This is a genomic window from Flavobacterium pedocola (genome assembly GCF_053764385.1).
In genome coordinates this window covers 592,624-618,988 of sequence record NZ_JBSNCR010000001.1, presented here as the reverse complement: position 1 = coordinate 618,988, position 26,365 = coordinate 592,624, and the positions used below count along the sequence as shown (strand labels likewise).

Genomic DNA, 26,365 nt, shown 5'->3' with positions numbered 1-26,365 from the left:
TAATATAATTTTAATTGTAAATACTTATGTCTGAAGGAGAAAAGTTAATTCCTATTAACATTGAGGATGAAATGAAATCAGCCTACATCGATTATTCGATGTCGGTAATTGTATCCAGAGCGCTTCCTGATGTTAGAGATGGCTTGAAACCAGTACACCGAAGAGTATTATTCGGGATGTATGAATTAGGAGTATTATCAAACAGAGCACATAAAAAGTCAGCGAGAATTGTAGGGGAGGTTCTTGGTAAGTACCACCCGCACGGTGACAGTTCAGTATACGATGCCATGGTTCGTATGGCACAGGATTGGAGTTTGCGTTATTTAATGGTTGACGGCCAGGGGAACTTCGGTTCCGTAGATGGTGACAGTCCGGCAGCAATGCGTTATACCGAGGCAAGAATGAAAAAGTTCTCCGAGGAAATGCTTGCAGACATCGATAAAGAAACCGTAGACTTCCAGTTAAACTTCGACGACACCTTAGAAGAGCCGAAAGTAATGCCGACTAAAGTTCCGAACCTATTGGTAAACGGTGCGTCCGGTATTGCAGTAGGTATGGCGACCAATATGGCACCGCACAACTTAACAGAAGTAATCGACGGAACGTTAGCTTACATTGATAACAACGATATTGAAATTGATGAATTAATCACACACGTTAAAGCACCGGATTTCCCGACAGGAGGAATTATTTACGGTATGGACGGCGTGCGTGAAGCTTTTAAAACAGGACGTGGACGTGTAGTAATGCGTGCTAAGGTTGGTTTTGAAGAAGTTGACGGTCGTGAATCGATTATTGTTACTGAAATTCCATACCAGGTAAATAAAGCAAGTATGATTAAACATACTGCAGATTTGGTTAACGAGAAAAAAATCGAAGGTATTTCAACTATCCGTGACGAATCTGACAGAAACGGTATGCGTATCGTTTACGTGTTAAAACGTGAAGCGGTTCCGAACGTTGTATTGAATACCTTATATAAGTATACGCAGTTGCAGTCTTCTTTCAGTGTGAACAATATCGCATTGGTAAAAGGACGTCCGCAAATGTTGAACCTTAAAGACCTGATCCACTATTTCGTGGAGCACCGTCATGAGGTGGTTACACGTCGTGCAGAATACGATTTAAGAAAAGCAGAAGAAAGAGCACACATTTTAGAAGGTTTAATCATTGCTTCTGATAACATCGATGAAGTAATTGCTTTGATCAGAGCTTCCAAAGACGGAGACGAGGCAAGATCTAAATTAATCGAGCGTTTCAACTTATCAGAAATCCAGGCTCGTGCCATTGTTGAGATGCGTTTGCGTCAGTTAACAGGTCTTGAGCAGGATAAACTACGCGCCGAGTACGAAGAAATCATGAAATTGATTGCTTATTTGAAAGAATTATTGGCAAGCAAAGAAATGAGAATGCAGGTCATCAAAGATGAGTTAAACGAAATCAGAGATAAATACGGTGATGAGCGTCGTTCAAGAATTGAATATTCCGGTGGTGATGTAAGTATCGAAGACTTAATTGCTGATGAGCAGGTTGTAATTACAATTTCTCACGCAGGTTATATCAAACGTACACCACTTTCTGAATACAAAACACAGAACAGAGGTGGAGTAGGTCAGAAATCAGCCGGAACACGTGATCAGGATTTCTTAGAGCATATGTACAGTGCAACAAACCACCAGTACATGTTGTTTTTCACTCAAAAAGGAAAATGTTTCTGGATGCGTGTTTATGAAATTCCGGAAGGAAGCAAAACCAGCAAAGGACGTGCAATACAAAACCTTATCAACATCGAAAATGATGATAAAGTAAAAGCGTTCATCTGTACACAAGACTTGAAAGACCAGGAGTACATCAACAACCATTATGTAATCATGGTGACTAAACAAGGTCAGGTGAAGAAAACTTCATTGGAGCAATATTCAAGACCACGTGTGAACGGAGTTGCGGCGATTACCATTAAAGAAGATGATGAACTATTAGAAGCAAAACTAACTACAGGAAACAGCCAGGTATTGATTGCGGTTAAGTCCGGTAAGTTGGTACGTTTTGAGGAAGAGAAAACCCGTCCGATGGGTAGAACGGCTTCCGGAGTTCGCGGGGTGACTTTAGCAGATGACAAGGATGAAGTAATCGGAATGGTTTCTATCGACAGAGATCATGTAAACGATTCACAGATTTTAGTTGTAACTGAAAACGGTTATGGTAAGCGTACGAAATTAGTTGACGACGACGGTGAAGATGTGTACCGTATTACAAACCGTGGTGGTAAAGGAGTTAAGACCTTAAATATTACTGAGAAAACTGGCTCGCTTATTGCTATCAACAATGTAACGGATGAAGATGATTTGATGATCATCAACAAATCCGGTTTGACTATCAGAATGCGTGTATCTGATTTGCGTGTTATGGGACGTGCCACACAAGGGGTTCGTTTGATCAACATCAAAGGAAATGACGGTATCGCAGCTGTTTGTAAAGTAATGCGTGAAGAAGAAACTGAAGAGAACGGCGAAGAGTTTGAAAACGAAAACCCGGATGATTCAGTGGAAACTAACGATGTTCAGGAATAACCAAAAACAAAATAGAATGAGAATTAAATATGTTTTAGCAACATCCGCCATGATGCTCTCAATGGCGACTTTCGCTCAGAAAGACGAATTAAAAACGTTGAAGAAACTTTATGCAAAAGATCAGTTGACTGCTGATGAGTTGTCTTCATATAAAGCAACGGTTACTAAGTTGACGGCTATGACCGGTTTGGCAGAGGCAGATTTGGTTTATGCAAATTTCTATAAATCAATGACTCCGATTTTAGATATGAATGAGGCAATGGCAAAAAATCCTAACGATTTGCAGGCATTGGCCAGAAACCTTTCCCCGGCTACCGTTACAGAACTTGCCAATGGGTTAAATGCTACTTTGGAATTTGAAAAAAAATCAGGTAAAGAAATTTACACGGATGACATTAATGAAACCATTAATAGCTATAAACCAACAATCCTTCAGTTTGCTTATGCTTTGAATGACAAACAGAAGTTTGCAGAAGCTTCTAAAATTTTTAATGCGGTTTACCTGTTAGACAAGAAAGATCAGGTTAATCTTTACAATGCATCAGTATTAGCTATGCAGGCAAAAGATTATGATTTAGCCTTGAAACAATTGGAAGAATTAAAAAACATCAATTATTCAGGGGAAGGGACTTCGTATTTAGCTGTAAATAAAGCAACTAAACAAGAAGAGCAGTTCGCGGATGCTACACAAAGAGATTTGTTTGTAAAAGGAGGCAGCCATGAAAAGCCTAGAAATGAAAAAATCCCTTCCAAAAGAGGTGAGATTTATAAAAACTACGCTAACATTTTAGTAAATCAGGGAAAAGCTGATGAAGCTAAAAAAGCAATTGCCGAGGCCAGAAAAATGAATCCTGATGACACCAATCTTATTATTACGGAAGCTAATTTAGCGTATGAATCTAAAGATATAGAAGGCTATAAAAAATTAGTTAACGAAGCATTAGAGAAAAGACCTAATGATGTAGAATTACTGTTTAATTTAGGTGTTGTGTCTTCTAATTCAGGCAACAAAGAAGAGGCAAAAAAGTTTTATCTGAGAACAATTGCAGCGGATCCGAAGTATTTCAATGCTTATAACAATTTGGGACTTCTTATTATTGAAGACGATCAGAAAATCGTGAAGGAGATGAATTCTTTAGGAATGTCTTCAAAAGAAGCTAAACGTTATGACGAATTGAAAGCTAAGAGAAAAAAGATGCTTGAAGAAGCAGTTCCGTATTTTGAAAAAGCACTTGAGCTAGAGCCTAAAAATGAAGGATTAAAAACACTTCTATTGGGGACTTATCAGTTTTTAGAGCAGGATGCTAAATACAATGCTCTGAAAGCAAAAAAATAATTTAGTTTGATACCATAAAAAAAGCCACACAAAGTGTGGCTTTTTTATTAAATGATTTTCTTTATAACCCTTAATTTATGGGTGTGTCTTCCGGTATCAACATTACAGATTCCCAAATGATCTAATCTGTCGATTCGTACTTTCCCGTGTGCGTGGATAATGTAGTTGTTTTCCATGATCATTCCTACGTGGATAATTCGTCCTTCTTCATTGTCAAAGAATGCTAAATCTCCAGGCTCACTTTCTTCAATAAAACTCAAAGCTTCTCCTTGTGTAGCCTGCTGTGAAGCATCACGAAGGATGGAATAACCGTTAAGTTTGTATACCATTTGTGTGAATCCGGAACAGTCAATTCCAAAAGGTGTCTTACCGCCCCACAAATAGGGTGCGTTTAAGTACATAAAAGCCGTTTTAAGCAGTTCTGATTTTGGTTTGGTACCGCAAACCTTTACACCTTCAAATGAATATTGTACAGTGTTTATTTCCGGATTATCGATAAAGGAAAGCGAACTCCCGATCGAAATCGGCATCAGGTAATTGTTTGGGGTAGTAATGTATTCCACCAAATCGGCATTCATAATCTGAGGTGATGAGGAAAGCAGATTGTAATTCGATTCGGAAATGATTTGAAATTGTTTGTTGTCAATCCAACCTTCATAACTATCAAAAGCCAACTGAATTCTGGACCATTTTTCAGTCTGTTCCAAAATTTTGAAGTGTTCACCGAATAAAACCTGTGAAACTAATTCACTTCGGTCACTCGGTTCAAAACGTAACGGTACGATTGCCAGATTACAGATTGCAAACATTTAAGGATATTATGAGTTATAAATTATGAGCTATAAGTGGAATTCTGAAACCCCAAACTCATAACTCATAATTCTTGATGTATAACTGATTAAGCTCTTTCAATAACGATAGCAGAAGCGCCACCACCACCATTACAGATAGCAGCTGCACCAACTTTTGCGTTGTTTTGCTCCAATACGTTAATTAAAGTAACCACGATTCTTGCTCCTGAACATCCAAGAGGGTGCCCTAAAGAAACCGCACCACCGTTTACGTTAACTTTATTGTTATCTAAACCTAAAATTTTAGCGTTTGCTAATCCTACTACAGAGAATGCTTCGTTAAATTCGAAGAAATCCACATCGGAAATTGATAAACCTGCTTTATCTAATGCTTTAGGTAAGGCTTTTGCCGGAGCTGTAGTAAACCATTTTGGTTCCTGAGCTGCATCAGCATATGATTTGATGTAAGCTAAAGGTTTTAATCCTAAAGCGTTTGCTTTTTCTTCACTCATTAATACCACAGCAGCAGCACCGTCATTGATTGTAGAGGCATTTGCAGCCGTTACGGTACCTTCTTTGGTAAATACAGCGTTTAATGCAGGAATCTTGTCTAATTTAACGTTTGTGTATTCTTCGTCTTTAGCAAAAACGATTGGATCACCTTTTCTTTGAGGAATAGAAACCGGAACTACTTCATTGTTGAATTTTCCAGCATCCCAAGCTTTTGCAGAACGCTCATACGATTGAATTGCGAAAGCATCTTGCTCCTCACGGGTAATTTTATATTCAGCAGCACATAAGTCCGCAGCAACGCCCATAGCATTGTTATCGTAAGCATCGGTTAAACCATCTTTCTGCATACCATCCAATAAAGATGCCGGACCAAATTTAGCTCCGTTTCTCATGTGAACGTAGTGAGGGATTAAACTCATGTTTTCCATACCACCTGCAACAACAACTTCTGCATCACCGGCCATAATAGCCTGAGCACCCTGCATAATTGCTTTCATTCCTGAAGCGCAAACTTTATTTACAGTAGTACAAGCAACAGTGTTTGGTAAACCTGCATAAATTGCAGCCTGACGGGCAGGAGCCTGACCAACACCAGCCTGAACTACGTTCCCCATTAAAACTTCATCAACTAAATTCGGGTCTAAATTGATTTTATTTAAAGCACCTTTAATTGCTGTAGCACCTAACTGTGAAGCTGTTACGGTTGACAAACTTCCCATAAAACTTCCTATTGGGGTTCTTACAGCCGAAACAATAACTACTTTTTTATTCATGACATTTATGTTGTTAGTTTGTTGAAGTTGCGAATTTAACCAAAATTGTGAAGATATTTTAATTATTAAAGATATTATTAAGACCGTTTTTTGAAATTATTAAGAAATGGCCTGTTTTGAGAAAAAAATGAATTTTTTATGTTTTTCTATTATCTTGACAATGAAACAGTTTTAAAATATATTCGGTTTAAAATGAAAAAAATGTAAAAAATAGTTGCAGAAAACATATCGTTAGTATACATTTGCAACCGCAAAAAAGGATAAGTTCTTTGCAATTAGGAGAGGTGCCGGAGTGGTAACGGAGCAGATTGCTAATCTGTCATCGGGTAACCGATGCCAGGGTTCGAATCCCTGTCTCTCCGCTTTTTTTGCCTCGGGGTGTAGCGTAGCCCGGTCATCGCGCCTGGTTTGGGACCAGGAGGTCGCAGGTTCGAATCCTGCCACCCCGACTTCAGGAGGTCGTCTCGTTTTAGAACGAGACCACCCCGACAAATAAAGCATCGGATTTTCATTGAAAGCTTACTTTCTTAAGAAAATTTAGAATAACCCGCTAACAGGATAGTTAATCCTGCCGACAAATAAAGTTTAAGGTCCCGTAGCTCAGCTGGATAGAGCAACTGCCTTCTAAGCAGTAGGTCTCAGGTTCGAATCCTGACGGGATCACAAAAAAGCCTAGTAATTTGCTAGGCTTTTTTGTTTTGTGTAATTTTCTTCAATTTAGATTTATCGGTTAAAATGATATGTTTTTAATGTGAAATTGCAGTTTTTTTGCGAATTATCAAGACTGTTTTTATACTTAAAGCATTGATACTAAAACAATCAGAGTTATTTGTTTAAATCGCTATTGTAATACAACAATATCCACGAGTTCAAGGATTTCAACCAGAACTTTTTTTTCAAATTTTTCCTCTTTTACTAATCCGACACCGGGAGCATAATATTTTAACTCATAAACTGTTGGCTCAAAACGACTGTAATCTTTTGTTACCAGACAGCCTTGATAGCTTCCATGCCCTGTGATAACATTCCCATCAATTGAAATAACTTCCGCCTGGTCTTCTGCAAATCCTTTATAAAATTCCTGATAATAAGATAACCCGACAGTAGGGTTTCCAGGAAGCCAATATCCGGGTAACGCCCCATCAATACCATATTCGAATGAACCGTCATTGTCTAGGAAATTACCTTCTTCGTCATAATTTTTTACGAATTCCCCCAAGTACCATAAATTCTGGTCACGATCCTGAGCCAGCCAATCTTCGGTGTCTTCAATTATAATGTTGTTTGAACTGACTATATCCCTTTGAATAATGCAGGTAATCCCCATAATCACTCTTTTGGCGGTTTGTCTTTCAATCCTTACCTCTTCTTCTGAATTTCCATCAATTTCACGACCTAAGTAGACATAAATCCTTCCTGTAGGAGGACCATAATAAATATTTGTGATTACTGTGGAATTTGCAAATTTTGCTTCTTCAATATTGGGTAATTTATGTCTTCTTTCAGTATCAAAATTTTGTACATCCGAATTTACAAAGGAATCGTGATCACAACTTATCAGCGCTAATGAACTGATTAATGCTGTGAAAAACATTCTTTTCATTTTGTTGAATTTAATTTTAACGGTAGTAAACAGAAATAAATAGATTCAAATCAGAAAATCTATACTATAAGCCTATTAAAAGAAACTTTGTTTAAAATTTCTTTTATTGTGATTCCCGAAAATACGTAAGATTTACTGTTTCAATCTCAAGTATTCAGCCAACTCAAAAGCATAAATTGGCCATTTACGGCAGGAGGATTCAGGGGATTGAAATTTTTAAAGCAATCCTGTAGTTATTTGCTCAGATTGCTCTAACAAAGTTAGTGAATAATAAAACGCCAACTCCAAATCGAGATTGGTTTCTGCGGATATATAATTATGGTTAGTTTAAGCGATGTACTTAAAACTATTCCACACACTTTAAATTTTTGATGAAATAATTCTCAGGGGAATATTCGCCTTTGAACGTCTTGGACTTCAATTCTTTAGTCATGACATAATCAACGGTTTCAGTTGAAAATTTGATGCGCACAAAACTTATCGGAGTATTTTTAAGTTCTTCGAAGTTATCTTTGCTAAACATAAAAAAACCTTTAAGAATCCTGATGTTGTTCTTTTCCTTTTGATCGTAAACCAATTGACTGTCACTGCTTTCAGAACATAACAGCGTGCATATTTTGCCGTTGGTTAACTGAATGAATATTTTAGAATTTTTGTCAAAAGATCTCGCCGAAACAAATTCTTTACTTTTTTGCAACAACGAAGGCTGCAGGTAAATTACACCGTCAGAGTTTAATAATGAAAAGGTTAGGTATTCTGAAGTATTGACAAAATCTTTTTCGTAGATCAGGTAATCGGTGGTTTTTTTCAGAAAAGTGGAATCTGTTTTTTCTTCAAGCTCATATTCACATTTTACCTGCGCATTTGCAGTTAAACCCATAAACAGTAAAAAGGCAACAATAATCTTATTCATTCTTAAATTTTTTCGCAAAGTAAAACTATTTTCTCGTTATTTAAATTAGTGGTGAAAAAACAATAGTCATTTCCACCGTCTTTGATTTTCCATTTCTTACGGATTTCTTCCACAGACATCGGAAAGTTTCTTGTGGTAATATTCACTTTATTTCCTTCAAAATGAGTCTTCATTTCCGATTTGTCAAACGGGATCGTTTTTTTAACAGCAAATTTTCTGCCAGGAAATTCTATTTCCCGTTCAGAAGTGTACAAATGGGAGTGCTGATGTAATTTTTCCAATCCATAAAACGCGGCAATTGCTTCAAAAGCACCGGTTTTCATCATGGCAGCATTTGGTTCGTATAAAAATTCTTTTGGTTCGGAATAGGGCACATTTTCAACAGATTCTCCATACACGGCGGAAAATACACTTGTTTTGTCTTTACTTAAGGATACGGCATTTAAAGTAACAGTTCCGTTATATCCTTTTTCAATTTCCCAAAGCAGTTCTTTAACTTCATTATCGATGGCGATGATATGTATTGCTTTTACAGCTTCCAATTCACTTAAACCTGAAGTAATATCGAGAATAGGAGAGGTCTTGATCAATAACGAATCAGTATATTCAAAATAAGTCGATTGCAATGCCGGAACATTTGGAAGGCAGTCTTTAAGCATAAAAACTTTTCCTTTCACATCGCTTCTTCTTGAAGGATCAATATAAATCCAACTCCATTTCAGGTTAAGCTTTTTTAAAATTTCCAGACTGTCGCCCTGATAACATTCAATATTCCTCTGGTTTAAAATATGATAGTTATGATCTACAATCGCAGAAAGTTCTTCGTTGATTTCACAATGCGCTACTTTGTTGAATTTCTGCGCAAAATAATAATCATCGATTCCAAATCCGCCAGTTAAATCAATTAGTGTCACGCCGTCAATGATGGAAGCTTTGTACTTAGCCGAAATCTCAGAAGAAGTCTGTTCAATTGAAATTTTAGACGGATACAACACACATTTATGACTGTACCAAGTTGGAAGCTTGTCTTTTGCCTTTGCTTTGGAAGCAATCTGGTTCAGAATATCATTCCAACGGATATCCGGAAAAGGGTTTTTCATCAGCGCAATTTTGGTAAAATTGGCCGTCATGGAATTGTTGATGAAGTCCTGAACTTCAGGTCTTAATATAGGAGAATCCAAATCAAATGTCTTTTGTTAAAATTTTCACGACTTTATTGTCCGGGAAGAATTCTTTGGTAATTACTTTTAAAACGGTGTAAGTTGGAATAGCGATAATCATTCCCGTTATTCCAAAAAGAAAGCCACACATTAATGTTATCAGGAATATTTCCAACGGATGGGATTTAATACTGTTGGAAAAAATAACCGGCTGGCTGATGTTATTGTCGATTAACTGAACCACCGTAAAACCGATAAATACATATAAAGCGGTGGGCAAAATTTCTGTTCTGAAATCGGTCCCTAATAATCCCATCATGGTTAACAATACAGCAAGTATGGTTCCGATCAGCGGGCCAACATAAGGGATGATGTTCAATATAGCGCAAATAAAAGCAATGGTAAAAGCGCTTTTTACACCAAAAATGAGCAGCACGATGAAATAAAGAACAAATACAATAAAAAGCTGTAATAAGATACCACTGAAATAGCGCGCCAATAAGAAATTGATTTTATCAACAGAAGCTAAGATTTTCTCTTCATGTGTATCTGGTAGAATTTTTCTGAAGATGTACTGAAACCGTACTTTATCTTTCATCAGAAAAAAGGAAATGAACGAAACAGAAGCCAATCCCATTCCGAAATTACTGATCACACCAAAAACCGAATTGAGAATAGTGGGCAAAAAATTAAAATTCAGTTTCGAGGACACATCCGCTTTTTCCATTAAAGCCAAAGCATCAATATTGTGATTAGTAAGATAGGTGTTAACCTGAAGCAGAACGTTATTGAAATTCCTTTGAATAGAGTGAGTGTCCAGCAAGGAAAGGTTATCGCTTTGTGAAACGATTAACGGGACAAACATCATTACAAAACCACCAATAAGACTTATAAAGAATAATAAAGTGGTGATTACGGCCAATGTATTTTTAAACTTGAGTTTTTGTTTTAAAAAATTAACAATCGGATTACCCATTAAAGTAATTATGATTGAAATCAGAAGATAAACGATCACAATACTTATTTTAGATAGAACAAAGAGCAGGAGAACTAATGCCGCGAGCGTAATAACTGCCCTGATAATTCCACCTGAAATTTCTTTTGAAGTCATCAGAATGTGTTTAAGTTTCAGACTTAAAAATATAAAAAAACCCGTTACTAAGAACGGGTTTTCTATATTATTTTGGTTTTTGATTATGGCTGAGCGAAAGAGTTTCTTGCACCACCAGAAGCGAAAACCGCTAACATTCTTGATTTCTGACCGTTAGAGAACATGTACATTCCTCTGTCATCAGTGTAATCCATGTAGTTCATGTACATTTCAAGTGGGGTACCAGTACAAGTACTTCTGTGACCTACAGCTGGAACACCGTAGTTAGCAGTATTGTGTAATGGAGTATCAGAAACCTGATCGTTTCCACAAGTTGCGTCTCCCCAGATGTGACGTAAGTTCATCCAGTGACCTATTTCGTGAGTAGCTGTTCTACCTAAGTTGAACGGATAAGTTGCAGTACCTGTTGTTCCTAAATATTTAGAATCGATAACAACACCGTCAGTTGAAGAAGAACCTCCAGGGAATTGCGCATATCCTAAGATTCCACCACCAATTGTACAAACCCAAAGGTTTAATTTAGTAGTTGGAGAAGTAGGGTTCATACCGCCTTGAGTTGATTTCTTCATAGCATCTGCTGTTCCCCAAGATGTTTTAGTAGTAGATTTTCTGTAAACAGCATCTAAAACGAAAGAGATTCCAACGTTTGCTCTTACTGAAGAGTAAGGGTTGTTTGCTGTGTTATAATCTGAATTTTGAGCATTGAAGTCTTTGTTTAAAACGTCAATCTGAGATTGGATTTGTGCCTGAGAAATGTTCTCGGCAGATGTTCTGTATAAAACGTTTACTACAACCGGGATTTGTACTTTCCCGTTTACTAAACGTCCTTCTGCGATAGCTCTTTCTGTAAATGATTCGATTTCATTCATTTTGATAGCCAACTCTGGGTTTTCTCTCATTTGACGATCTAAAACCTCGTTAGAAGCACATCCTCTGTGTGCAGCTGTTGCTGAGTTGTTAGCCTCTGAAACAGACTCTTCATTGTTACACGAAATTAGTGACATCACTAATGCGGCAGATAAAAGAATTTTTTTCATAAATTTTAATTGTTTTGTTAAATAGTTTATTGGTTAATTAGTTTGATGCAATTATATAACAAAAAAATAAATTACAAAATAGTTGAGAATAAAAAAGTTTTCAATTGCAATTTTTGACAAATGTTCAATAAAATTAAAAATTTGATATACATATGTCAATAAACAAATATCTTAGAAGAGGTGTATTGAGGATAATTCATAACTTTTTCTGTAAGATTTGTTCATCATAATTTAACAAAACAAAAAAAATCGCCTATTAGGCGATTTCTTCATCAATATCTGATATTTATTTATGGTTGAGCAAAAGAATTTCTTGCACCGCCTACAGCAAAAACTGCTGCCATTCTTGATTTTTGTCCTTCAGAGAACATATACATGGCTCTGTCGTCTGTGTAATCCATATAGTTCATTGTCATTTCGATTGGTGTTCCTGTACAAGTACTGTAGTGTGGATATGCAGGTGCACCGTAGTTAGCAGTATTGTGTAAAGGAGTATCCGCTACCTGATCGTTACCACACGTTGCATCTCCCCAGATGTGACGTAAGTTCATCCAGTGACCTACTTCGTGAGTAGCAGTTCTACCTAAGTTGTATGGATAGGTTGCTGTTCCTGTATCTCCAAAGTATCTAGAATCAATTACAACTCCGTCAGTTGAAGATGAACCTCCAGGGAATTGTGCATATCCTAAGATACCACCACCAATTGTACAAACCCATAAATTAAGTTTTGTAGTAGGTGAAGTAGGGGCTAAACCGCCTCTTGAAGTTTTTTTCATAGCATCTGCTGTTCCCCATGAAGTTTTATTTGTAGATTTTCGGATTACCTGATCCAATACAAATGAAATTCCAACATTGGCTTTAACCCCTGAAAATGCAGCAGGCACCTGATTGAAATCGGAATTTTGTGCATTGAAATCTTTATTTAAAACATCAATTTGCGATTGAATTTGTGCCAACGAAATGTTTTCGGCAGTAGTTTTGTACAATACGTTTACTACAACCGGAATTTCAATCTTGCCGTTTACAAGTCTTCCTTCACGGATAGCTCTTTCAGTAAACGATTCGATTTCATTCATTTTGATAGCCAACTCTGGGTTTTCTCTCATTTGACGGTCTAAAACCTCATTAGAAGCACATCCTCTGTGTGCATCTGTTGTGCGGTTAGCCTCTGAAGCAGAGTCTTCTTTGTTACACGAAATTAGTGACATCACTAATGCAGCTGATAAAAGAATTTTTTTCATAAAAATAATAATTTTCTTGTTAATAGTTTTTTAGTACTACAATTATATAACAAAAAAACAAACTGCCAAATAGTTAAGGATAAAAAAATAAAATCATTATTTTTTTACGAAAAACTTAAGTGTTTTAAATTATTATTGAATTAATGTCAAAAAACCAACTTTATAAAATTACTTGATTATTAAATTCTCATAACAATTCTGTAAGATTTTAGAAACATTATGTTAAAAATAAAAAAAAATCGCCTTTTGAGCGATTTTTCTTCTATAAAAGATATTTTTTATGGTTGAGCAAATGAATTTCTTGGACCGCCTGAAGCAAAAACTGCAAGCATTCTTGATTTCTGTCCTTCAGAGAACATATACATAGCTCTGTCGTCTGTATAATCCATATAGTTCATTGTCATTTCAATTGGTGTACCTGTACAAGTGCTGTAGTGTGGATATGCCGGTGCACCGTAATTTGCTGTATTATGTAAAGGAGTATCTGCAACCTGATCGTTTCCGCAAGTAGCATCACCCCAGATGTGACGTAAGTTCATCCAGTGACCCACTTCATGAGTGGCAGTTCTTCCTAAATTAAACGGATAAGCAGCTGTTCCGGTTGTTCCGAAGGCATTGTCATCAATCACAACTCCGTCTGTAGAAGATGGGCCTCCAGGGAATTGTGCATACCCTAAGATTCCTCCTCCCATATTACAGCACCATAAGTTTAATACTGTTGTCGGAGTAGTAGGAGCGATTCCTTTTGCAGCTTTTTTCATGGCATCGTTGGTGCTCCATGAAGTTGTGTTTGTTGATCTTCTTACTACGTTTTGCAATACGAAAGAAACCCCAACATTTGCTTTCACTCCTGAAAATTGTGCAGGAACCTGATTAAAATCAGAGTTTGTAGCATTAAAATCTTTGTTTAGCACATCTATTTGGGATTGTATTTGTGCCAAGGAAATGTTTTGCGCTGCAGTTCTGTATAAAACGTTAACTACAACTGGAATTTCGATTTTACCATTAACTAAGCGTCCTTCACGAATAGCTCTTTCGGTAAACGATTCGATTTCATTCATTGTAATAGCTAACTGAGGATTATTTTTTAATTGTTCTTGGAGAACTTCATTTGAGGCGCAACCTCTGTGCAAATCAGTGTTGTTTTCTGGTTGATTTGTGGAATCTTCATTGTTACATGAAGCAAATAACGCTATTGTAATAGCGGAGATGATAAGTTTTTTCATAATAAAGTTGTGTTTAAAGCGGTTGAAAAATGATAATGTCATAACAAATAGTTGACAATTTTAAGTATAAAACAGCTTTTTATGAAAAATATTGTATAATCGGTAGATATATCCGATTAAAGGCAGAAAATTAACATTTGAGATAAGTTGTTGTTTGCTGTAAATCAGTTAGTTAGTAAAAACGTAATTCAGAATATTCGCACCCATCTTTAAGGCTTTGGTTCTAACCTCTATAGGATCGTTATGTACTTCCTGGTTCTCCCATCCGTCACCTAAATCAGTTTCATAGGTGTAAAGAAGAACTAAACGGCCTTCAGAGAAAATTCCGTAAGCCTTTGGTGGTTTATTGTCATGCTCGTGAATCTTGGGGATTCCGCCCGGAAAAGAATAGGGCTTCTGAAAAATAGCATGATTGGAAGGGATTTCCATCAGTTCGGCATTCGGATAAATACGTTTTATTTCTTTACGGATATACTGATCCATTCCGTAGTTGTCGTCAATATGCAGAAAACCACCGGAATTAAGATAGTTTCTAAGGTTTACAATATCGTTGTCACTGAAAACCACATTTCCGTGCCCGGTCATATGCACAAAAGGGTAGGAGAACAAATCCGGGCTTCCTACTTCAACCGTTGGGATTTTTGTATTGATTTTTGTATTGATATTCTGATTGCAGAATTTCACCAGATTTGGTAAAGAAGTCGGGTTAGCATACCAATCCCCGCCACCGGAATATTTTAAAAGAGCAATTTCTTGGGAAAATCCCAAATTCCAAACCAATAAAATTCCAAGCAGAAATACTTTTTTCATATCATTCGTTACTGTAAACAATACTGTGACACGCTACAACAGCGGCTGTTTCTGTTCGCAAACGTGTATTTCCCAAAGATACAGGAATATAATTATTCTCTAACGCCGTTTTAATTTCTTTTTCTGAAAAATCGCCTTCCGGTCCAATCAATAACGTATATTTTTCATTTGGTCGTATGGCTTCTTTCAGGAGTTTTTTATCGGTTTCCTCGCAATGTGCTATGAATAAATTCCCTTCGTGCTTCTGATTGATGAATTCTTTAAAAGAAATCGGCTCGTTCAGTTTTGGCAGGAAATATTGCAGCGATTGTTTCATCGCAGATTGAATGATTTTATCAAAACGCTCGGTTTTAATCACTTTCCTTTCGGAATGGTCGCATATAATAGGTGTGATTTCGTGTATGCCTATTTCTGTGGCTTTTTCCAGAAACCACTCAAAACGATCGTTCATTTTAGTAGGAGCTACAGCAAGATGAAGATAAAATTCAGTTGCTTTTTCAGTTTTGGTTTCAACGATTTTAACGGTGCATTTTTTCTCGGAAGCCAAAATGATTTCTGTTTTAAATAAAAAACCTAAACCATTGGTTACGTGTAAAATATCACTTTCTTTTTTACGCAATACTTTAACGATGTGTTTGCTTTCTTCTTTATCAAAAGAAAACTCCGTCGAAGTAGAATTTATATCCGGATTATAGAATAACTGCATACAGATTTTAATTGTTGGTTAGCCATTTTGCCCATTCTTTTCCAACGGTTTCCCAATTATAAATTTCATGGTTGGGCTCCATTTTTTCATTCACCGGAAAATAGTTGTGTTCCAATCCGACGAAAGGAATAAAAGTAATGTTTTTTATTTTTTTACGAATGGATTCTGTGTAAAACATGTCATTATAAGGAGCATTCCAGTCTTTCGTTCCGTAACTGATAAGCGTTGGTTTTTTCAGTTTTTCAATTGTTTCGGCTACAGGCAAAGAAAAATCGTAGGTTGTTTTAAAACTATCGCCTTCTTCAATGGTGTGGTCATTTTTATTTTCAACGGCATCTTTCCAATAGTCAAAGATAGTATTGTCTGAATCGTAAAAGCGGCTTTGGGCAATAATACTCAGAATTCTCCCGTAAGGATTGCCTCCTGAATAGATCAAATGTGTGATTGAATTGTTTTTAATGGCCATTTTTGCAGCAATGGTGCTACCTTCTGAATGTCCCGCAACCACAAGTTTTTCTTTCGATACCCAAGATTCCTGGAGTAACTTTTTAATAATCCAGTTGTTTCGTTTTACATAAAAATCAGGATGATTGTTGTCTGAATATTTTTTTGGAGTTTTTCCAAGTGAATCTTTATAAGTGTAATCACGTTCTAATTTCTTCACGTCCGAAATCACCGGAATTCCGGGTTTGCCTACAATAACTAAATGATACTCCGATAAAAAATCATCTGTATTGAATGGAAAAGTGCCGAATAATCCTTTCTCGTCGTATTTGAGAACCGGTTGCGGCAAACTTCCCTGACACCAGAAAAACAAAGGTTTTGCTTTGTTTTCATCTCCTTTTTTGCTTTGGATCAGGACATCAGCAGCCTCTCCTTTGTATTCCAATTTTAAATGTTGGAAACCGAAATCCTCAGGCGTATTCTGAGCATAAAATGAATAACAGAGCAATAAGGTAACAATTGAAAACAGTTTTTTCATCCCTTAAAATTCAATTCGTGCTTTAGAAACTACCGAAGCATTTTCAAACTGTTTTTCCAAAAACTTATGATAGCCCACAATCCCGATCATGGCTGCATTATCAGTCGTATATTCAAATTTAGGGATAAATGTTTTCCAGCCATATTTGGTTTCAGCTTCTTTTAAAGTTGTTCGGATACCGGAATTAGCCGATACACCACCACCAATCGCAATCTGATTGATACCCGTTTCCGCAACAGCGATTTTCAGTTTATCCATTAAAATTTCGATAATTGTATGTTGGATGGACGCGCAAATATCATTCATGTTTTCCTGAATAAAATTCGGGTTTTCAGCCATTTTTTTCTGAACGAAATACAAAATCTGTGTTTTCAAACCACTGAAGCTGAAATCCAGGTGATCTACTTTCGGTTTTGTAAACGGAAATGCTTTCGGATTCCCTAATTGAGCGTATTTATCAATCAACGGGCCGCCAGGGTAGGGAAGACCTAGTATTTTTGCACTCTTATCGAAAGCTTCACCAATGGCATCATCGGTAGTTTCCCCAATAATTTCCATTTCAAAGAAACTTTTTACTTTAATAATCTGGGTATGTCCGCCGGAAATCGTCATGGCTAAAAAAGGAAATTCGGGTTTATCAAAACCTTCTTCTTCAATAAAATGTGCCAAAACATGTGCATGCATATGATGAACGGCAATCAGTGGAATATTCAGGGACATCGCCATCGATTTTGCAAAAGAACTTCCCACCAATAAAGATCCCATAAGTCCCGGACCTTGTGTAAAAGCAATGCCCGAAAGCTCTGATTTATCGATGTTTGCCTTTTTTAAAGCGACATCAATAACCGGAACAATATTCTGTTGATGGGCACGGGAAGCTAATTCGGGAACCACACCACCATATTCCTCATGAATTGCCTGTCGGGCAACAATATTTGATAAAACTTTATTATCTTTAAGTACTGCTGCAGCGGTATCATCACAAGAGCTTTCGATAGCAAGTATATAAATTGGCGGTTTTGTCATAAAAAAGGCACGGAATTTGAGTAAATATTCAAAACGACTGTATTATCTTTGAATTGTTAATTTTTTCAGCAACAAAATTTTTACTTTTGCTTGTTAACACTGACAATTTCACAGTCACTCCGACAAAATTAATATAAATACTACGGGTATCAAAAAATTTAGAAAAATACTGCTCCGAACCTTACTGGCGATTATTCTCCTGCTATTACTTTTAGGGGTGGCACTTTCTTTACCTGTAGTTCAGACTAAAATAGCCGAATATGCTACGGAAAGCATCAATAAAGACTACGGAACCAACATTAAAATAGATAAAGTAGCCATTTCCGTTTTCGGTGGGGTTAAACTGAAAGGCATTTATGTAGCCGATCACCATAAAGACACGCTTTTCTTTGTAAAACGATTGCAAACAAACATTCTCAGTTTTAAGGAAATCAAAGATTCACATTTATTTTTTGGAGAAGCCCGAATGGACGGTTTTAATTTTAAGCTGAAAAAATACAAAGGCGAAACCAAAACGAATCTTGACTTGTTTGTTGCTGCTTTTGATACAGGTAAACCGGGTTCAGGGAAATTCCGTCTTAAAGCAGACGATTTATATGTAACTAACAGCCGTTTCAGATTAATTGACGAAAACCTTAAAATACACAAAGTGCTTGATTTCACGAATCTGAATGGAGAACTGGAGGACTTTTATATTAAAGGGCCGAATGTGACAACGCTGATCAACAAATTATCGTTAAAGGACCACAGGGGTTTGGTTGTTGAAAACCTGTCGTCTGATTTCACCTATACCAAAAAGAACATCATTCTTAAGAAAATGGAGCTGAATACAGCTGAATCTACCATGTTCGGTGATGTGACACTTAAATATAATCCAAAAGATTTTACGGATTTCAATAATAAAGTTGTTTTCGATGTAGATATGGAAAAGGCTTCGGTTTCTTCCAATGAACTGAATTTCTTTTACAACGAATTCGGTAAAGAGCAGCGATTCTTTCTGAAAACCCACGCAAAAGGAACGCTGAACAACTTCGTTTTGCACAATCTGAAATTAGTAGATAAGAACCAGTCTGAAATTATCGGTAAAGTAAACTTCAAAAACCTTTTCAATAAAAAAGGGGAATTTTACATGAACGGAAATTTTGACAGAGTTACTTCCAATTATGATAATCTGAGTGCTATTCTGCCTAGAATTTTAGGTAAAAAATTACCACAGACACTAAAGAAATTAGGCAAGGTAGATTTAATAGGTGATGTTGAGCTTACCAAAACCTATATCAATGCCGATGTTTATATGATGACCTCACTTGGGGAATTGGATTCGAAACTTTCCATGACCAACATCAACAACATCAATAACGCTTCTTATAAAGGAACCATTTCCCTTCAGAATTTCGATATCGGTCATCTTACGGATCAGAAAAGTATTGACCGCACAACATTGGATTTAGAAGTAGACGGAAAAGGGTTTAATAAAAAATTCCTGGACACTTCCGTAAAAGGCCAGATCCACGATTTCACATACAACGGCTATACGTATCAGAACATTACGGTTGACGGTAAACTGAAAATGCCTTATTTTAAAGGATATTTCAACAGTAACGATCCGAACCTGAAGATGGATTTCAACGGTTTGGTGGATTTAAGTTCGACGGTTAAAAACTATGATTTTCAGGCGAATATTGATTATGCGGATTTACATTTGCTGAACTTCATGAAAAAGGATTCCATTGCTATTTTCAAAGGAAACCTGAGTTTCAAAGCAAAAGGAAATACAATCGATGATATCGACGGTAGACTAGATGTGTCCAATGCGGCTTACCAAAACTCGAAAGACAATTATTTCTTTGATGATTTCCAGGTGGAATCTACGTTTGATGCCCAACGTGTGAGAACAATAACCATCAATTCTCCGGATATCATTCAGGGTAAAGTTGTAGGTAAGTTCCAGGTAAGACAAGTAGAGGATATCGTTGAGAATGCCTTAGGAAGTTTATACGCCAACTATTCGCCAAATAAACTTAAACCAGGGCAATTCCTAGATTTTGATTTTGTTATTTACAACAAGATCATCGAAATCTTTAATCCGAACATCACGGTTGCCGAAAATACCGTTTTACGCGGGAAAATCAATGCCGATGAAGGAAACTTCAAAATGAATTTCACTTCCCCGAATGTAAAGGCTTATAACAATACTTTTGATAATATCAATGTTCAGATTGACAACAAGAATCCTTTGTACAATGCTTTCATCGAGTTAGACAGCATCAAAAACAAGAATTATAAAATTTCTGATTTCAGCCTGATCAACGTAACGATGAACGATACGCTTTTTGTACGTTCGGAGTTCAAAGGAGGTGAGAAGAATCAGGATTTCTATAACCTGAATCTGTACCACACTATTGATGAAGAAAACCGATCTGTAGTTGGATTGAAAAAATCGGAAGTGAATTTTAAAAATTACCTGTGGTTTTTAAATGAAAACGATTCCAAGGACAACAAAGTGGTTTTCAACAAAAAACTGACGGATTTCAACATAGAAAAAATAGGATTGTCGCATAACGGCCAGAAAATGGAACTTTCCGGAATTTTAAAAGGGAAAAAATACAAAGACATCCATCTTACTTTTGACAATGTGGATTTGGCCAAAGTCACGCCATCGCTCACGAACATGTCTTTTGCCGGTAATTTAAACGGAAAAGTTGATTTCAAACAGGATAACGATATTTTCCAGCCAACCTCCGAAGTAACTATCGATTCCCTGAAAATCAACGATTATAAACTGGGTAACATGGATTTAAAGGTTACCGGTGATAATTCCTTCAGGAAATTCAACGTGTATTCAACCATTGAAAACGAAAATGCGGAAAGCTTCAATTTAAAAGGAAATATCGAAGTGGTTGATAAACAAAGTTTATTGTCACTGGAAACGAATTTTTCAAAATTTAATATCGGCGCATTTGGACCGCTCTTGGGAACCATTTTCAAAGATGTGAGAGGATTTGCCACCGGACAGGCTTCGATCGTGGGAACTATGTCCGATCCTGAAATTGACGGAAGGTTATATCTGAATGATGCCGGTATGACGGTGCCCTATTTAGGAGTAGATTTTGTAATGGAACCGAATGCCATTGTAGATGTAACCGAGCATCAGTTCCTTTTCAGAAACATCAAAATCACGGATACGAAGTATAAAACCTCCGGACATTTAAACGGAAGTGTTAGACATAATAAGCTAAAAGACTGGTACCTGGATTTAGATGTTAAATCTGAAAATATGTTGGCGCTGGACACTAAAGACAGTGATGATGCTTTGTATTATGGAATCGCTTTTATTAAAGGGGAAGCTAATATTTCAGGACCAACCAACGCATTGGTTGTGAAAATGGATGCCAGTTCGAACAAAGGAACTTCCATTAAAATTCCGCTTAATGATGCTCAGGGTATCGGTAATAATTCGTTTATCCATTTTGTTACTGCTGAAGAAAAACTGAACAAAGAGAAAAAGGGCATTAAGCAATTTAAAAACTACAGAGGAATCGAACTGGATTTTGACTTCAGCATTACACCGGATGCGGAAATTGAAATCATCCTGGACCGAAATACCGGCCACGCCATGAAAGGAAGAGGAAACGGAACCATCAATATGGAAATAAACACCTTGGGTAAATTCAATATGGTTGGGGATTTCCAGGTGTATTCAGGAGAATATAACTTTAAAAACTACGGTTTAATTGATAAAAAATTCAAGGTAAAAGAATATGGGACCATTCGTTGGGACGGTGATCCGCTAAATGCTGCATTAAACTTAGAAGCGGTTTATAAAACGGAGTCTAATCCTGCTGTTATTTTAGACAATCCGTCGTTCAATAAAAAAGTGCCTACGGAAGTGGTAATTTCCATTAACGGAAATCTAAGCAATCCGGAACCGGATTTCAGGATTGAATTCCCTACGGTAAGCTCTGTATTGAAATCCGAAATTGAATATAAATTAAGTGATAAGGATGTCCGTCAGACACAGGCCATTGCCTTGCTTTCCGGAGGTGGTTTCCTAACACCTGAAAACGCATCGAATACCGTTTATGGTACTTTATTTGAGCGTGCAGGAAGTTTGTTTACTGATATATTTTCAGGTGATGATGATAAATTCAAAGTTAATCTGAATTATGTTCAGGCCGAAAGAAATCCTTTGTTGGAAAATAGCGGGGGACGTGTTGGCGTTACCTTATCCACTCAGATCAATGAAAAAATCACCATCAATGGTAAATTGGGTGTGCCGGTTGGCGGAACTACAGAATCCGTTATTGTCGGTGATGTGGAACTTCAACTTCGTTTAAACCAGGACGGAACTTTGAAAGCCCGTGTTTTCAACCGTGAAAACGACATCAACTACATTGGGGAAGGCATTGGTTATACACAAGGTGTAGGTTTGACCTATCAGGTAGATTTCGATACTTTTAAAGAATTGATCCGCAAAATTTTAAACAAAGAAGCCGAAAAAGAAAATAATAATCCGACAGATCAGCTACCGGATTCGGATTTGTCACCGGAATTTATTAAATTTATCGATAAAAAAAACAGGAAAGGTGAGGCACCTAAGAAAGAAACGCAAGCAATTCCTGAGGTCGATTAACTGCGACAGCCACAACACACACAAACAACAACACTTCTTTAGCGATTATTTTATTTGATTAAGAAAGAATTAAATATCTTTATCTTATAAGATTTTTCGTGTCGTATTCTTAAATTTATAATATAAATTAAAATTTATGTTGCATAACATTAAGAGAATTGGTGTGCTCACATCAGGAGGAGATGCACCGGGAATGAACGCCGCCATCAGGGCCGTGGTAAGAACCTGTGCCTATCACAATATTGAATGCATGGGGATTTACAGAGGTTTTGAAGGAATGATCGAAGGCGATATAGTGGAAATGGGGCCAAGAACTGTAAAAAACATTGTCAACAAAGGCGGAACAATTTTAAAATCAGCACGTTCCATGGAATTCAAAACTCCAGAAGGACGAAAAAAAGCCTTTGAGAGCCTAAAAAAATCACAGGTTGATGCTTTGGTTATTATAGGTGGCGACGGAAGTTTTACCGGCGGCATGATTTTCAACAAAGAATACGGATTTCCGGTAATGGGAATTCCGGGTACTATTGACAACGATATTTTCGGCACCACTTATACTTTGGGCTACGACACCGCTTTGAACACTGTAGTGGAAGCCATCGATAAAATCCGTGATACGGCCAATTCCCACAATCGATTGTTTTTTGTAGAAGTGATGGGACGTGATGCAGGCCATATCGCCCTGAATGCAGGAATCGGTGCTGGAGCGGAGGAAATCCTCATCCCTGAAGAAGATCTTGGTTTGGACAGACTTCTGGAATCCTTGCGTAGAAGTAAATTATCGGGTAAATCCTCAAGTATAGTAGTAGTTTCAGAAGGAGATAAAATCGGTAAAAATGTATTTGAACTGCGCGATTACGTAGAAGAAAACATGCCGGAATATGATGTTCGCGTATCCGTTCTCGGACATATGCAGCGCGGCGGATCACCTTCCTGCTTCGACAGGGTTTTGGCTTCTAGATTGGGTGTTAGGGCCGTTGAATCGATCTTAGAAGGTAAATCCAATTATATGGTAGGACTTATTGCAGATAAAATCGTTTTGACTCCATTAGAAAATGCGGTTAAAGGCAAATCGAAAATTGATGAGGAATTGTTGAGAGTATCAGACATCATGTCGACATAGAAACAAGAGTCAAGAAGAAAGAATATAGAGAATAGGAATTTAGAATGTTGAATTAAAGCAGTTGGAAAAAGCCTAAGGCATATTGCTTACTGCATAAAGCAAAGTAGAAAAATGACGAAAGTAAAATTAGGAATCAACGGATTCGGAAGAATCGGAAGAATTGTATTCAGGGAAAGTATCAAAAGAAATAATGTAGAAGTAGTGGCCATCAACGATTTGCTTGAAGTGGATCACTTGGCGTATCTGCTGAAATATGATTCGGTTCACGGACGTTTTGACGGAAAAGTAGAAGTGAAAGACGGTCAGTTATATGTTAACGATAAAATGATCCGCGTGACGGCGGAGAAAGATCCGTCGGTCTTAAAATGGGATGCTGTAGGCGTTGATGTGGTTGCGGAATGTACCGGTTTTTTCACCACAGTAGAAACGGCTTACGGACACATCAAAGGAGGAGCAAAGAAAGTTGTTATTTCAGCACCTTCCAACGATGCGCCAACATTTGTAATGGGCGTAAACCATGATAAAGTGAAGCCTTCCGATGTGATTGTTTCTAATGCGTCCTGCACCACAAACTGTTTAGCGCCTTTGGCAAAAGTATTACACGATAATTTCGAAATTGTTGAAGGTTTAATGACAACCATTCACGCAACAACAGCAACACAATTAACCGTAGACGGGCCATCCAGAAGAGATTTCCGTGGCGGACGTGCAGCTTTGTTAAACATCATTCCCGCATCTACCGGCGCTGCTAAAGCGGTTACAAAAGTAATTCCGTCTTTGGAAGGGAAATTGACAGGAATGTCCATGCGTGTTCCCGTTGCTGATGTTTCCGTAGTGGATTTAACGGTAAAACTGAAAAAATCAACTTCATACGATGAAATCATGGAAGTATTGAAAAACGCTTCTGAAACTACAATGAAAGGTATTATGTCGTTTACGGATGATGATGTGGTTTCACAGGATTTTGTATCTGATTCGCATACCTGTACCATCGATGCTAAAGCCGGAATCGGTCTGAATTCGACTTTTTATAAAATAGTGGCCTGGTATGATAACGAATACGGTTATTCCTCCAAACTGATTGATTTATCGGTGCATATTGCCAATTTATAAAAAAAGAGTATTTTTACTGAATCCCGATATCCGTCGGGATTTTTTTATAAACAACACACAAATGAAATTAATAGTTGACAGTGGCTCCACCAAAGCCGATTGGATTGCAATGGATGACAACGGAAACATCCAGTTTACCACCAGCACTTTAGGATTAAACCCGGAAGTGCTTACCAAAGAAGAAGTAATCAATCGTATCAATGATCGTTTTGACATTGTTCAGAATAAAGATATCGTAAAAGAGCTTTATTTCTATGGCGCCGGCTGCGGAACGGATCGCATGAAAAACCATCTTTCCGACATACTGCATGAATTGTTTCTGAATGCTCAAATCGAAGTAAAAGAAGATACTTACGCGGCTGTTTTCGCTACCACACCAAGAGGAGAGAAGGCAATTGTTTCCATTTTAGGAACGGGTTCAAATTGCAGTTACTTTGACGGACATGAGTTACATCAAAAAGTTCAGTCCTTAGGCTATCTGGCCATGGATGATTGCAGCGGAAACCAGTTTGGCCGTCATTTGATCCGTGCCTATTATTTCAATACGATGCCAAAAGAACTGGCCGAAGTTTTTGAAAAAGAATACGATTTGGATGCCGATGCCATTAAACACAACTTATACAAAGTTCCAAACCCGAATGCTTATCTGGCGACATTCGCTAAATTTCTGATACAACATAAAGAGCATGAATTCATTCAGAAAATCGTTTTGAACGATATGCAGAATTTCGTGGATCTTTATATCAAACAGTTTGAGAACTGCAAAGAAGTTCCGGTTCATTTTATCGGTTCTATCGCTTATTATTTAAAAGAGGAACTTGATATGGTGTTAACCAAAAACGGTATGAAATTAGGAAACGTATTCAGAAAACCGATTGACGGCTTAATTCATTATCACTCAGTATCTGTTTAAAATGGAAATAGCTATTATTGCACACGACGGTATGAAAGCCGATCTGGTTCAGTTCCTGAATCAGCATAAAGATTTTCTGCTTTCGGAAAACATTACTTTAATTGCCACCGGGACAACGGGAGGAAAGGCAGAAAATGCCGGTTTTAAAGTGATGAAGATGCTTTCCGGCCCCTTAGGAGGTGATGCTCAGATTGCTGCCAGGGTAGCGGAAGGGAAGTGCAATATGGTTTTGTTCTTCAAAGATCCTTTAGCAAAACACCCTCATGAACCTGATATTAACATGCTCATAAGGGTGTGTGATGTTCATAATGTTCCGCTGGCCACCAATCAGGCTACTGCAGAACTTTTATTGAAAGCGATTGCTATTTAACAGCAATCATCGATATTTCAACATTTACGTTTTTAGGCAAACAAGCCACCTGAACCGTTTCGCGTGCCGGAGCGGTTTTTTCGTCAAAGTAGCTTCCGTAAACACCGTTTATTTTAGCAAAGTCATTCATGTCGCTGATGAAAATCGTGGTCTTGAATACGTTTTCAAAAGTCATATCCGCAGCTTCCAAAACAGCTTTCATATTCTCCATTACCTGTTTGGTTTCCACTTCGATATTCTCCAGAACCAATTCTCCGTTTTCAGGGTTAATGGCAATTTGTCCGGAAGTGTATAACGTGTTGCCAACTAATACAGCCTGATTATATGGGCCGATAGGAGCAGGTGCTTTCTCTGTAAAAATAATTTTTTTCATATCGCTAATAGGTTATAGTCTATTTTCTTGGTTCTTTCCTCT

Annotated in this window: 21 protein-coding genes and 3 tRNA genes; 10 read left to right on the top strand and 14 right to left on the bottom strand. The window is 37.3% G+C overall.

Annotation, left to right across the window (positions count from 1 at the left end; all coding sequences use genetic code 11):
* Positions 1-26: 26 nt before the first annotated feature.
* Complete coding sequence (gene gyrA / locus ACWPKD_RS03025; RefSeq protein WP_455411197.1) at positions 27-2,570, top strand: DNA gyrase subunit A; 2,544 nt, start codon at positions 27-29, stop codon at positions 2,568-2,570.
* Between the two features lie 16 nt (positions 2,571-2,586).
* Positions 2,587-3,906: a tetratricopeptide repeat protein gene (locus tag ACWPKD_RS03020; RefSeq protein ID WP_455411196.1), complete on the top strand. Its 1,320-nt coding sequence runs from the start codon at positions 2,587-2,589 to the stop codon at positions 3,904-3,906.
* Positions 3,907-3,953: 47 nt separating this feature from the next.
* On the opposite strand, the gene ACWPKD_RS03015 is transcribed toward ACWPKD_RS03020, so the two are convergent.
* Positions 3,954-4,715 (bottom strand): C40 family peptidase, encoded by a 762-nt coding sequence (locus ACWPKD_RS03015; RefSeq protein WP_455411195.1) that lies wholly within the window; start codon positions 4,713-4,715, stop codon positions 3,954-3,956.
* A gap of 89 nt (positions 4,716-4,804) precedes the next feature.
* The gene (locus tag ACWPKD_RS03010; protein ID WP_455411194.1) at positions 4,805-5,983 is read right to left on the bottom strand and encodes an acetyl-CoA C-acyltransferase; all 1,179 of its coding nucleotides are present in this window, start codon (positions 5,981-5,983) and stop codon (positions 4,805-4,807) included.
* Positions 5,984-6,261: 278 nt separating this feature from the next.
* Here ACWPKD_RS03010 and ACWPKD_RS03005 point away from each other — a divergent pair.
* From ACWPKD_RS03005 to ACWPKD_RS02995, 3 genes are all read left to right on the top strand, one after another.
* Positions 6,262-6,345, top strand: a tRNA-Ser gene (locus tag ACWPKD_RS03005).
* A gap of 12 nt (positions 6,346-6,357) precedes the next feature.
* A tRNA-Pro gene (locus ACWPKD_RS03000) sits at positions 6,358-6,432 on the top strand.
* 140 nt (positions 6,433-6,572) lie between these two features.
* A tRNA-Arg gene (locus tag ACWPKD_RS02995) sits at positions 6,573-6,646 on the top strand.
* Between the two features lie 178 nt (positions 6,647-6,824).
* Here the strand turns inward: ACWPKD_RS02995 and ACWPKD_RS02990 are convergent.
* The 11 genes from ACWPKD_RS02990 to tsaD form a co-directional block, all read right to left on the bottom strand.
* Entirely contained in the window at positions 6,825-7,586 is a 762-nt protein-coding gene (locus ACWPKD_RS02990; RefSeq protein ID WP_455411193.1) for a hypothetical protein, read from the bottom strand.
* A 346-nt stretch (positions 7,587-7,932) separates the two neighbouring features.
* Positions 7,933-8,499, bottom strand: coding sequence for a hypothetical protein (locus tag ACWPKD_RS02985; protein ID WP_455411192.1), 567 nt, complete (start codon positions 8,497-8,499; stop codon positions 7,933-7,935).
* Between the two features lie 2 nt (positions 8,500-8,501).
* Positions 8,502-9,680 carry a THUMP-like domain-containing protein gene (locus ACWPKD_RS02980; RefSeq protein WP_455411191.1) on the bottom strand — a complete coding sequence of 393 codons (1,179 nt, stop codon included), beginning with the start codon at positions 9,678-9,680 and terminating at the stop codon, positions 8,502-8,504.
* A gap of 1 nt (position 9,681) precedes the next feature.
* Positions 9,682-10,770, bottom strand: coding sequence for an AI-2E family transporter (locus tag ACWPKD_RS02975; protein WP_455411190.1), 1,089 nt, complete (start codon positions 10,768-10,770; stop codon positions 9,682-9,684).
* Between the two features lie 83 nt (positions 10,771-10,853).
* Positions 10,854-11,807, bottom strand: coding sequence for a zinc metalloprotease (locus ACWPKD_RS02970; RefSeq protein ID WP_455411189.1), 954 nt, complete (start codon positions 11,805-11,807; stop codon positions 10,854-10,856).
* 290 nt (positions 11,808-12,097) lie between these two features.
* Positions 12,098-13,048, bottom strand: coding sequence for a zinc metalloprotease (locus tag ACWPKD_RS02965; RefSeq protein WP_455411188.1), 951 nt, complete (start codon positions 13,046-13,048; stop codon positions 12,098-12,100).
* Between the two features lie 278 nt (positions 13,049-13,326).
* The gene (locus ACWPKD_RS02960; protein ID WP_455411187.1) at positions 13,327-14,274 is read right to left on the bottom strand and encodes a zinc metalloprotease; all 948 of its coding nucleotides are present in this window, start codon (positions 14,272-14,274) and stop codon (positions 13,327-13,329) included.
* 168 nt (positions 14,275-14,442) lie between these two features.
* On the bottom strand, positions 14,443-15,084 hold the full coding sequence (locus ACWPKD_RS02955) for a DUF4159 domain-containing protein (RefSeq protein ID WP_455411186.1): 642 nt from the start codon (positions 15,082-15,084) through the stop codon (positions 14,443-14,445).
* Between the two features lies 1 nt (position 15,085).
* Positions 15,086-15,790 carry a 16S rRNA (uracil(1498)-N(3))-methyltransferase gene (locus ACWPKD_RS02950; RefSeq protein WP_455411185.1) on the bottom strand — a complete coding sequence of 235 codons (705 nt, stop codon included), beginning with the start codon at positions 15,788-15,790 and terminating at the stop codon, positions 15,086-15,088.
* 7 nt (positions 15,791-15,797) lie between these two features.
* The gene (locus ACWPKD_RS02945; RefSeq protein ID WP_455411184.1) at positions 15,798-16,772 is read right to left on the bottom strand and encodes an alpha/beta hydrolase family protein; all 975 of its coding nucleotides are present in this window, start codon (positions 16,770-16,772) and stop codon (positions 15,798-15,800) included.
* Between the two features lie 3 nt (positions 16,773-16,775).
* Positions 16,776-17,798 (bottom strand): tRNA (adenosine(37)-N6)-threonylcarbamoyltransferase complex transferase subunit TsaD, encoded by a 1,023-nt coding sequence (tsaD, locus tag ACWPKD_RS02940; RefSeq protein WP_455411183.1) that lies wholly within the window; start codon positions 17,796-17,798, stop codon positions 16,776-16,778.
* Between the two features lie 217 nt (positions 17,799-18,015).
* Between tsaD and ACWPKD_RS02935 the strand changes: the two genes are divergently transcribed.
* The 5 genes from ACWPKD_RS02935 (at position 18,016) to ACWPKD_RS02915 (ending at position 25,950) form a co-directional block, all read left to right on the top strand.
* The gene (locus ACWPKD_RS02935) at positions 18,016-22,431 is read left to right on the top strand and encodes a translocation/assembly module TamB domain-containing protein (protein WP_455411182.1); all 4,416 of its coding nucleotides are present in this window, start codon (positions 18,016-18,018) and stop codon (positions 22,429-22,431) included.
* A gap of 136 nt (positions 22,432-22,567) precedes the next feature.
* Positions 22,568-23,554 carry a 6-phosphofructokinase gene (gene pfkA / locus ACWPKD_RS02930; RefSeq protein ID WP_455411181.1) on the top strand — a complete coding sequence of 329 codons (987 nt, stop codon included), beginning with the start codon at positions 22,568-22,570 and terminating at the stop codon, positions 23,552-23,554.
* Positions 23,555-23,665: 111 nt separating this feature from the next.
* A complete protein-coding gene (gene gap, locus ACWPKD_RS02925; protein WP_455411180.1) occupies positions 23,666-24,667 on the top strand; it encodes a type I glyceraldehyde-3-phosphate dehydrogenase in 1,002 nt (333 codons plus the stop codon).
* 61 nt (positions 24,668-24,728) lie between these two features.
* Entirely contained in the window at positions 24,729-25,580 is an 852-nt protein-coding gene (locus ACWPKD_RS02920; RefSeq protein WP_455411179.1) for a BadF/BadG/BcrA/BcrD ATPase family protein, read from the top strand.
* A gap of 1 nt (position 25,581) precedes the next feature.
* Positions 25,582-25,950, top strand: coding sequence for a methylglyoxal synthase (locus tag ACWPKD_RS02915; protein WP_455411178.1), 369 nt, complete (start codon positions 25,582-25,584; stop codon positions 25,948-25,950).
* Here the strand turns inward: ACWPKD_RS02915 and ACWPKD_RS02910 are convergent.
* The gene (locus ACWPKD_RS02910; RefSeq protein ID WP_455411177.1) at positions 25,943-26,323 is read right to left on the bottom strand and encodes a RidA family protein; all 381 of its coding nucleotides are present in this window, start codon (positions 26,321-26,323) and stop codon (positions 25,943-25,945) included. The genes ACWPKD_RS02915 and ACWPKD_RS02910 overlap by 8 nt on opposite strands.
* Positions 26,324-26,365: the final 42 nt, after the last annotated feature.

Coding starts and splice junctions, on each gene's coding strand:
- gyrA (WP_455411197.1), top strand. CDS start 27: ATGTCTGAAGGAGAAAAGTTAATTCCTATTAACATTGAGGATGAAATG.
- ACWPKD_RS03020 (WP_455411196.1), top strand. CDS start 2,587: ATGAGAATTAAATATGTTTTAGCAACATCCGCCATGATGCTCTCAATG.
- ACWPKD_RS03015 (WP_455411195.1), bottom strand. CDS start 4,715: ATGTTTGCAATCTGTAATCTGGCAATCGTACCGTTACGTTTTGAACCG.
- ACWPKD_RS03010 (WP_455411194.1), bottom strand. CDS start 5,983: ATGAATAAAAAAGTAGTTATTGTTTCGGCTGTAAGAACCCCAATAGGA.
- ACWPKD_RS02990 (WP_455411193.1), bottom strand. CDS start 7,586: ATGAAAAGAATGTTTTTCACAGCATTAATCAGTTCATTAGCGCTGATA.
- ACWPKD_RS02985 (WP_455411192.1), bottom strand. CDS start 8,499: ATGAATAAGATTATTGTTGCCTTTTTACTGTTTATGGGTTTAACTGCA.
- ACWPKD_RS02975 (WP_455411190.1), bottom strand. CDS start 10,770: ATGACTTCAAAAGAAATTTCAGGTGGAATTATCAGGGCAGTTATTACG.
- ACWPKD_RS02970 (WP_455411189.1), bottom strand. CDS start 11,807: ATGAAAAAAATTCTTTTATCTGCCGCATTAGTGATGTCACTAATTTCG.
- ACWPKD_RS02965 (WP_455411188.1), bottom strand. CDS start 13,048: ATGAAAAAAATTCTTTTATCAGCTGCATTAGTGATGTCACTAATTTCG.
- ACWPKD_RS02960 (WP_455411187.1), bottom strand. CDS start 14,274: ATGAAAAAACTTATCATCTCCGCTATTACAATAGCGTTATTTGCTTCA.
- ACWPKD_RS02955 (WP_455411186.1), bottom strand. CDS start 15,084: ATGAAAAAAGTATTTCTGCTTGGAATTTTATTGGTTTGGAATTTGGGA.
- ACWPKD_RS02950 (WP_455411185.1), bottom strand. CDS start 15,790: ATGCAGTTATTCTATAATCCGGATATAAATTCTACTTCGACGGAGTTT.
- ACWPKD_RS02945 (WP_455411184.1), bottom strand. CDS start 16,772: ATGAAAAAACTGTTTTCAATTGTTACCTTATTGCTCTGTTATTCATTT.
- tsaD (WP_455411183.1), bottom strand. CDS start 17,798: ATGACAAAACCGCCAATTTATATACTTGCTATCGAAAGCTCTTGTGAT.
- pfkA (WP_455411181.1), top strand. CDS start 22,568: ATGTTGCATAACATTAAGAGAATTGGTGTGCTCACATCAGGAGGAGAT.
- gap (WP_455411180.1), top strand. CDS start 23,666: ATGACGAAAGTAAAATTAGGAATCAACGGATTCGGAAGAATCGGAAGA.
- ACWPKD_RS02920 (WP_455411179.1), top strand. CDS start 24,729: ATGAAATTAATAGTTGACAGTGGCTCCACCAAAGCCGATTGGATTGCA.
- ACWPKD_RS02915 (WP_455411178.1), top strand. CDS start 25,582: ATGGAAATAGCTATTATTGCACACGACGGTATGAAAGCCGATCTGGTT.
- ACWPKD_RS02910 (WP_455411177.1), bottom strand. CDS start 26,323: ATGAAAAAAATTATTTTTACAGAGAAAGCACCTGCTCCTATCGGCCCA.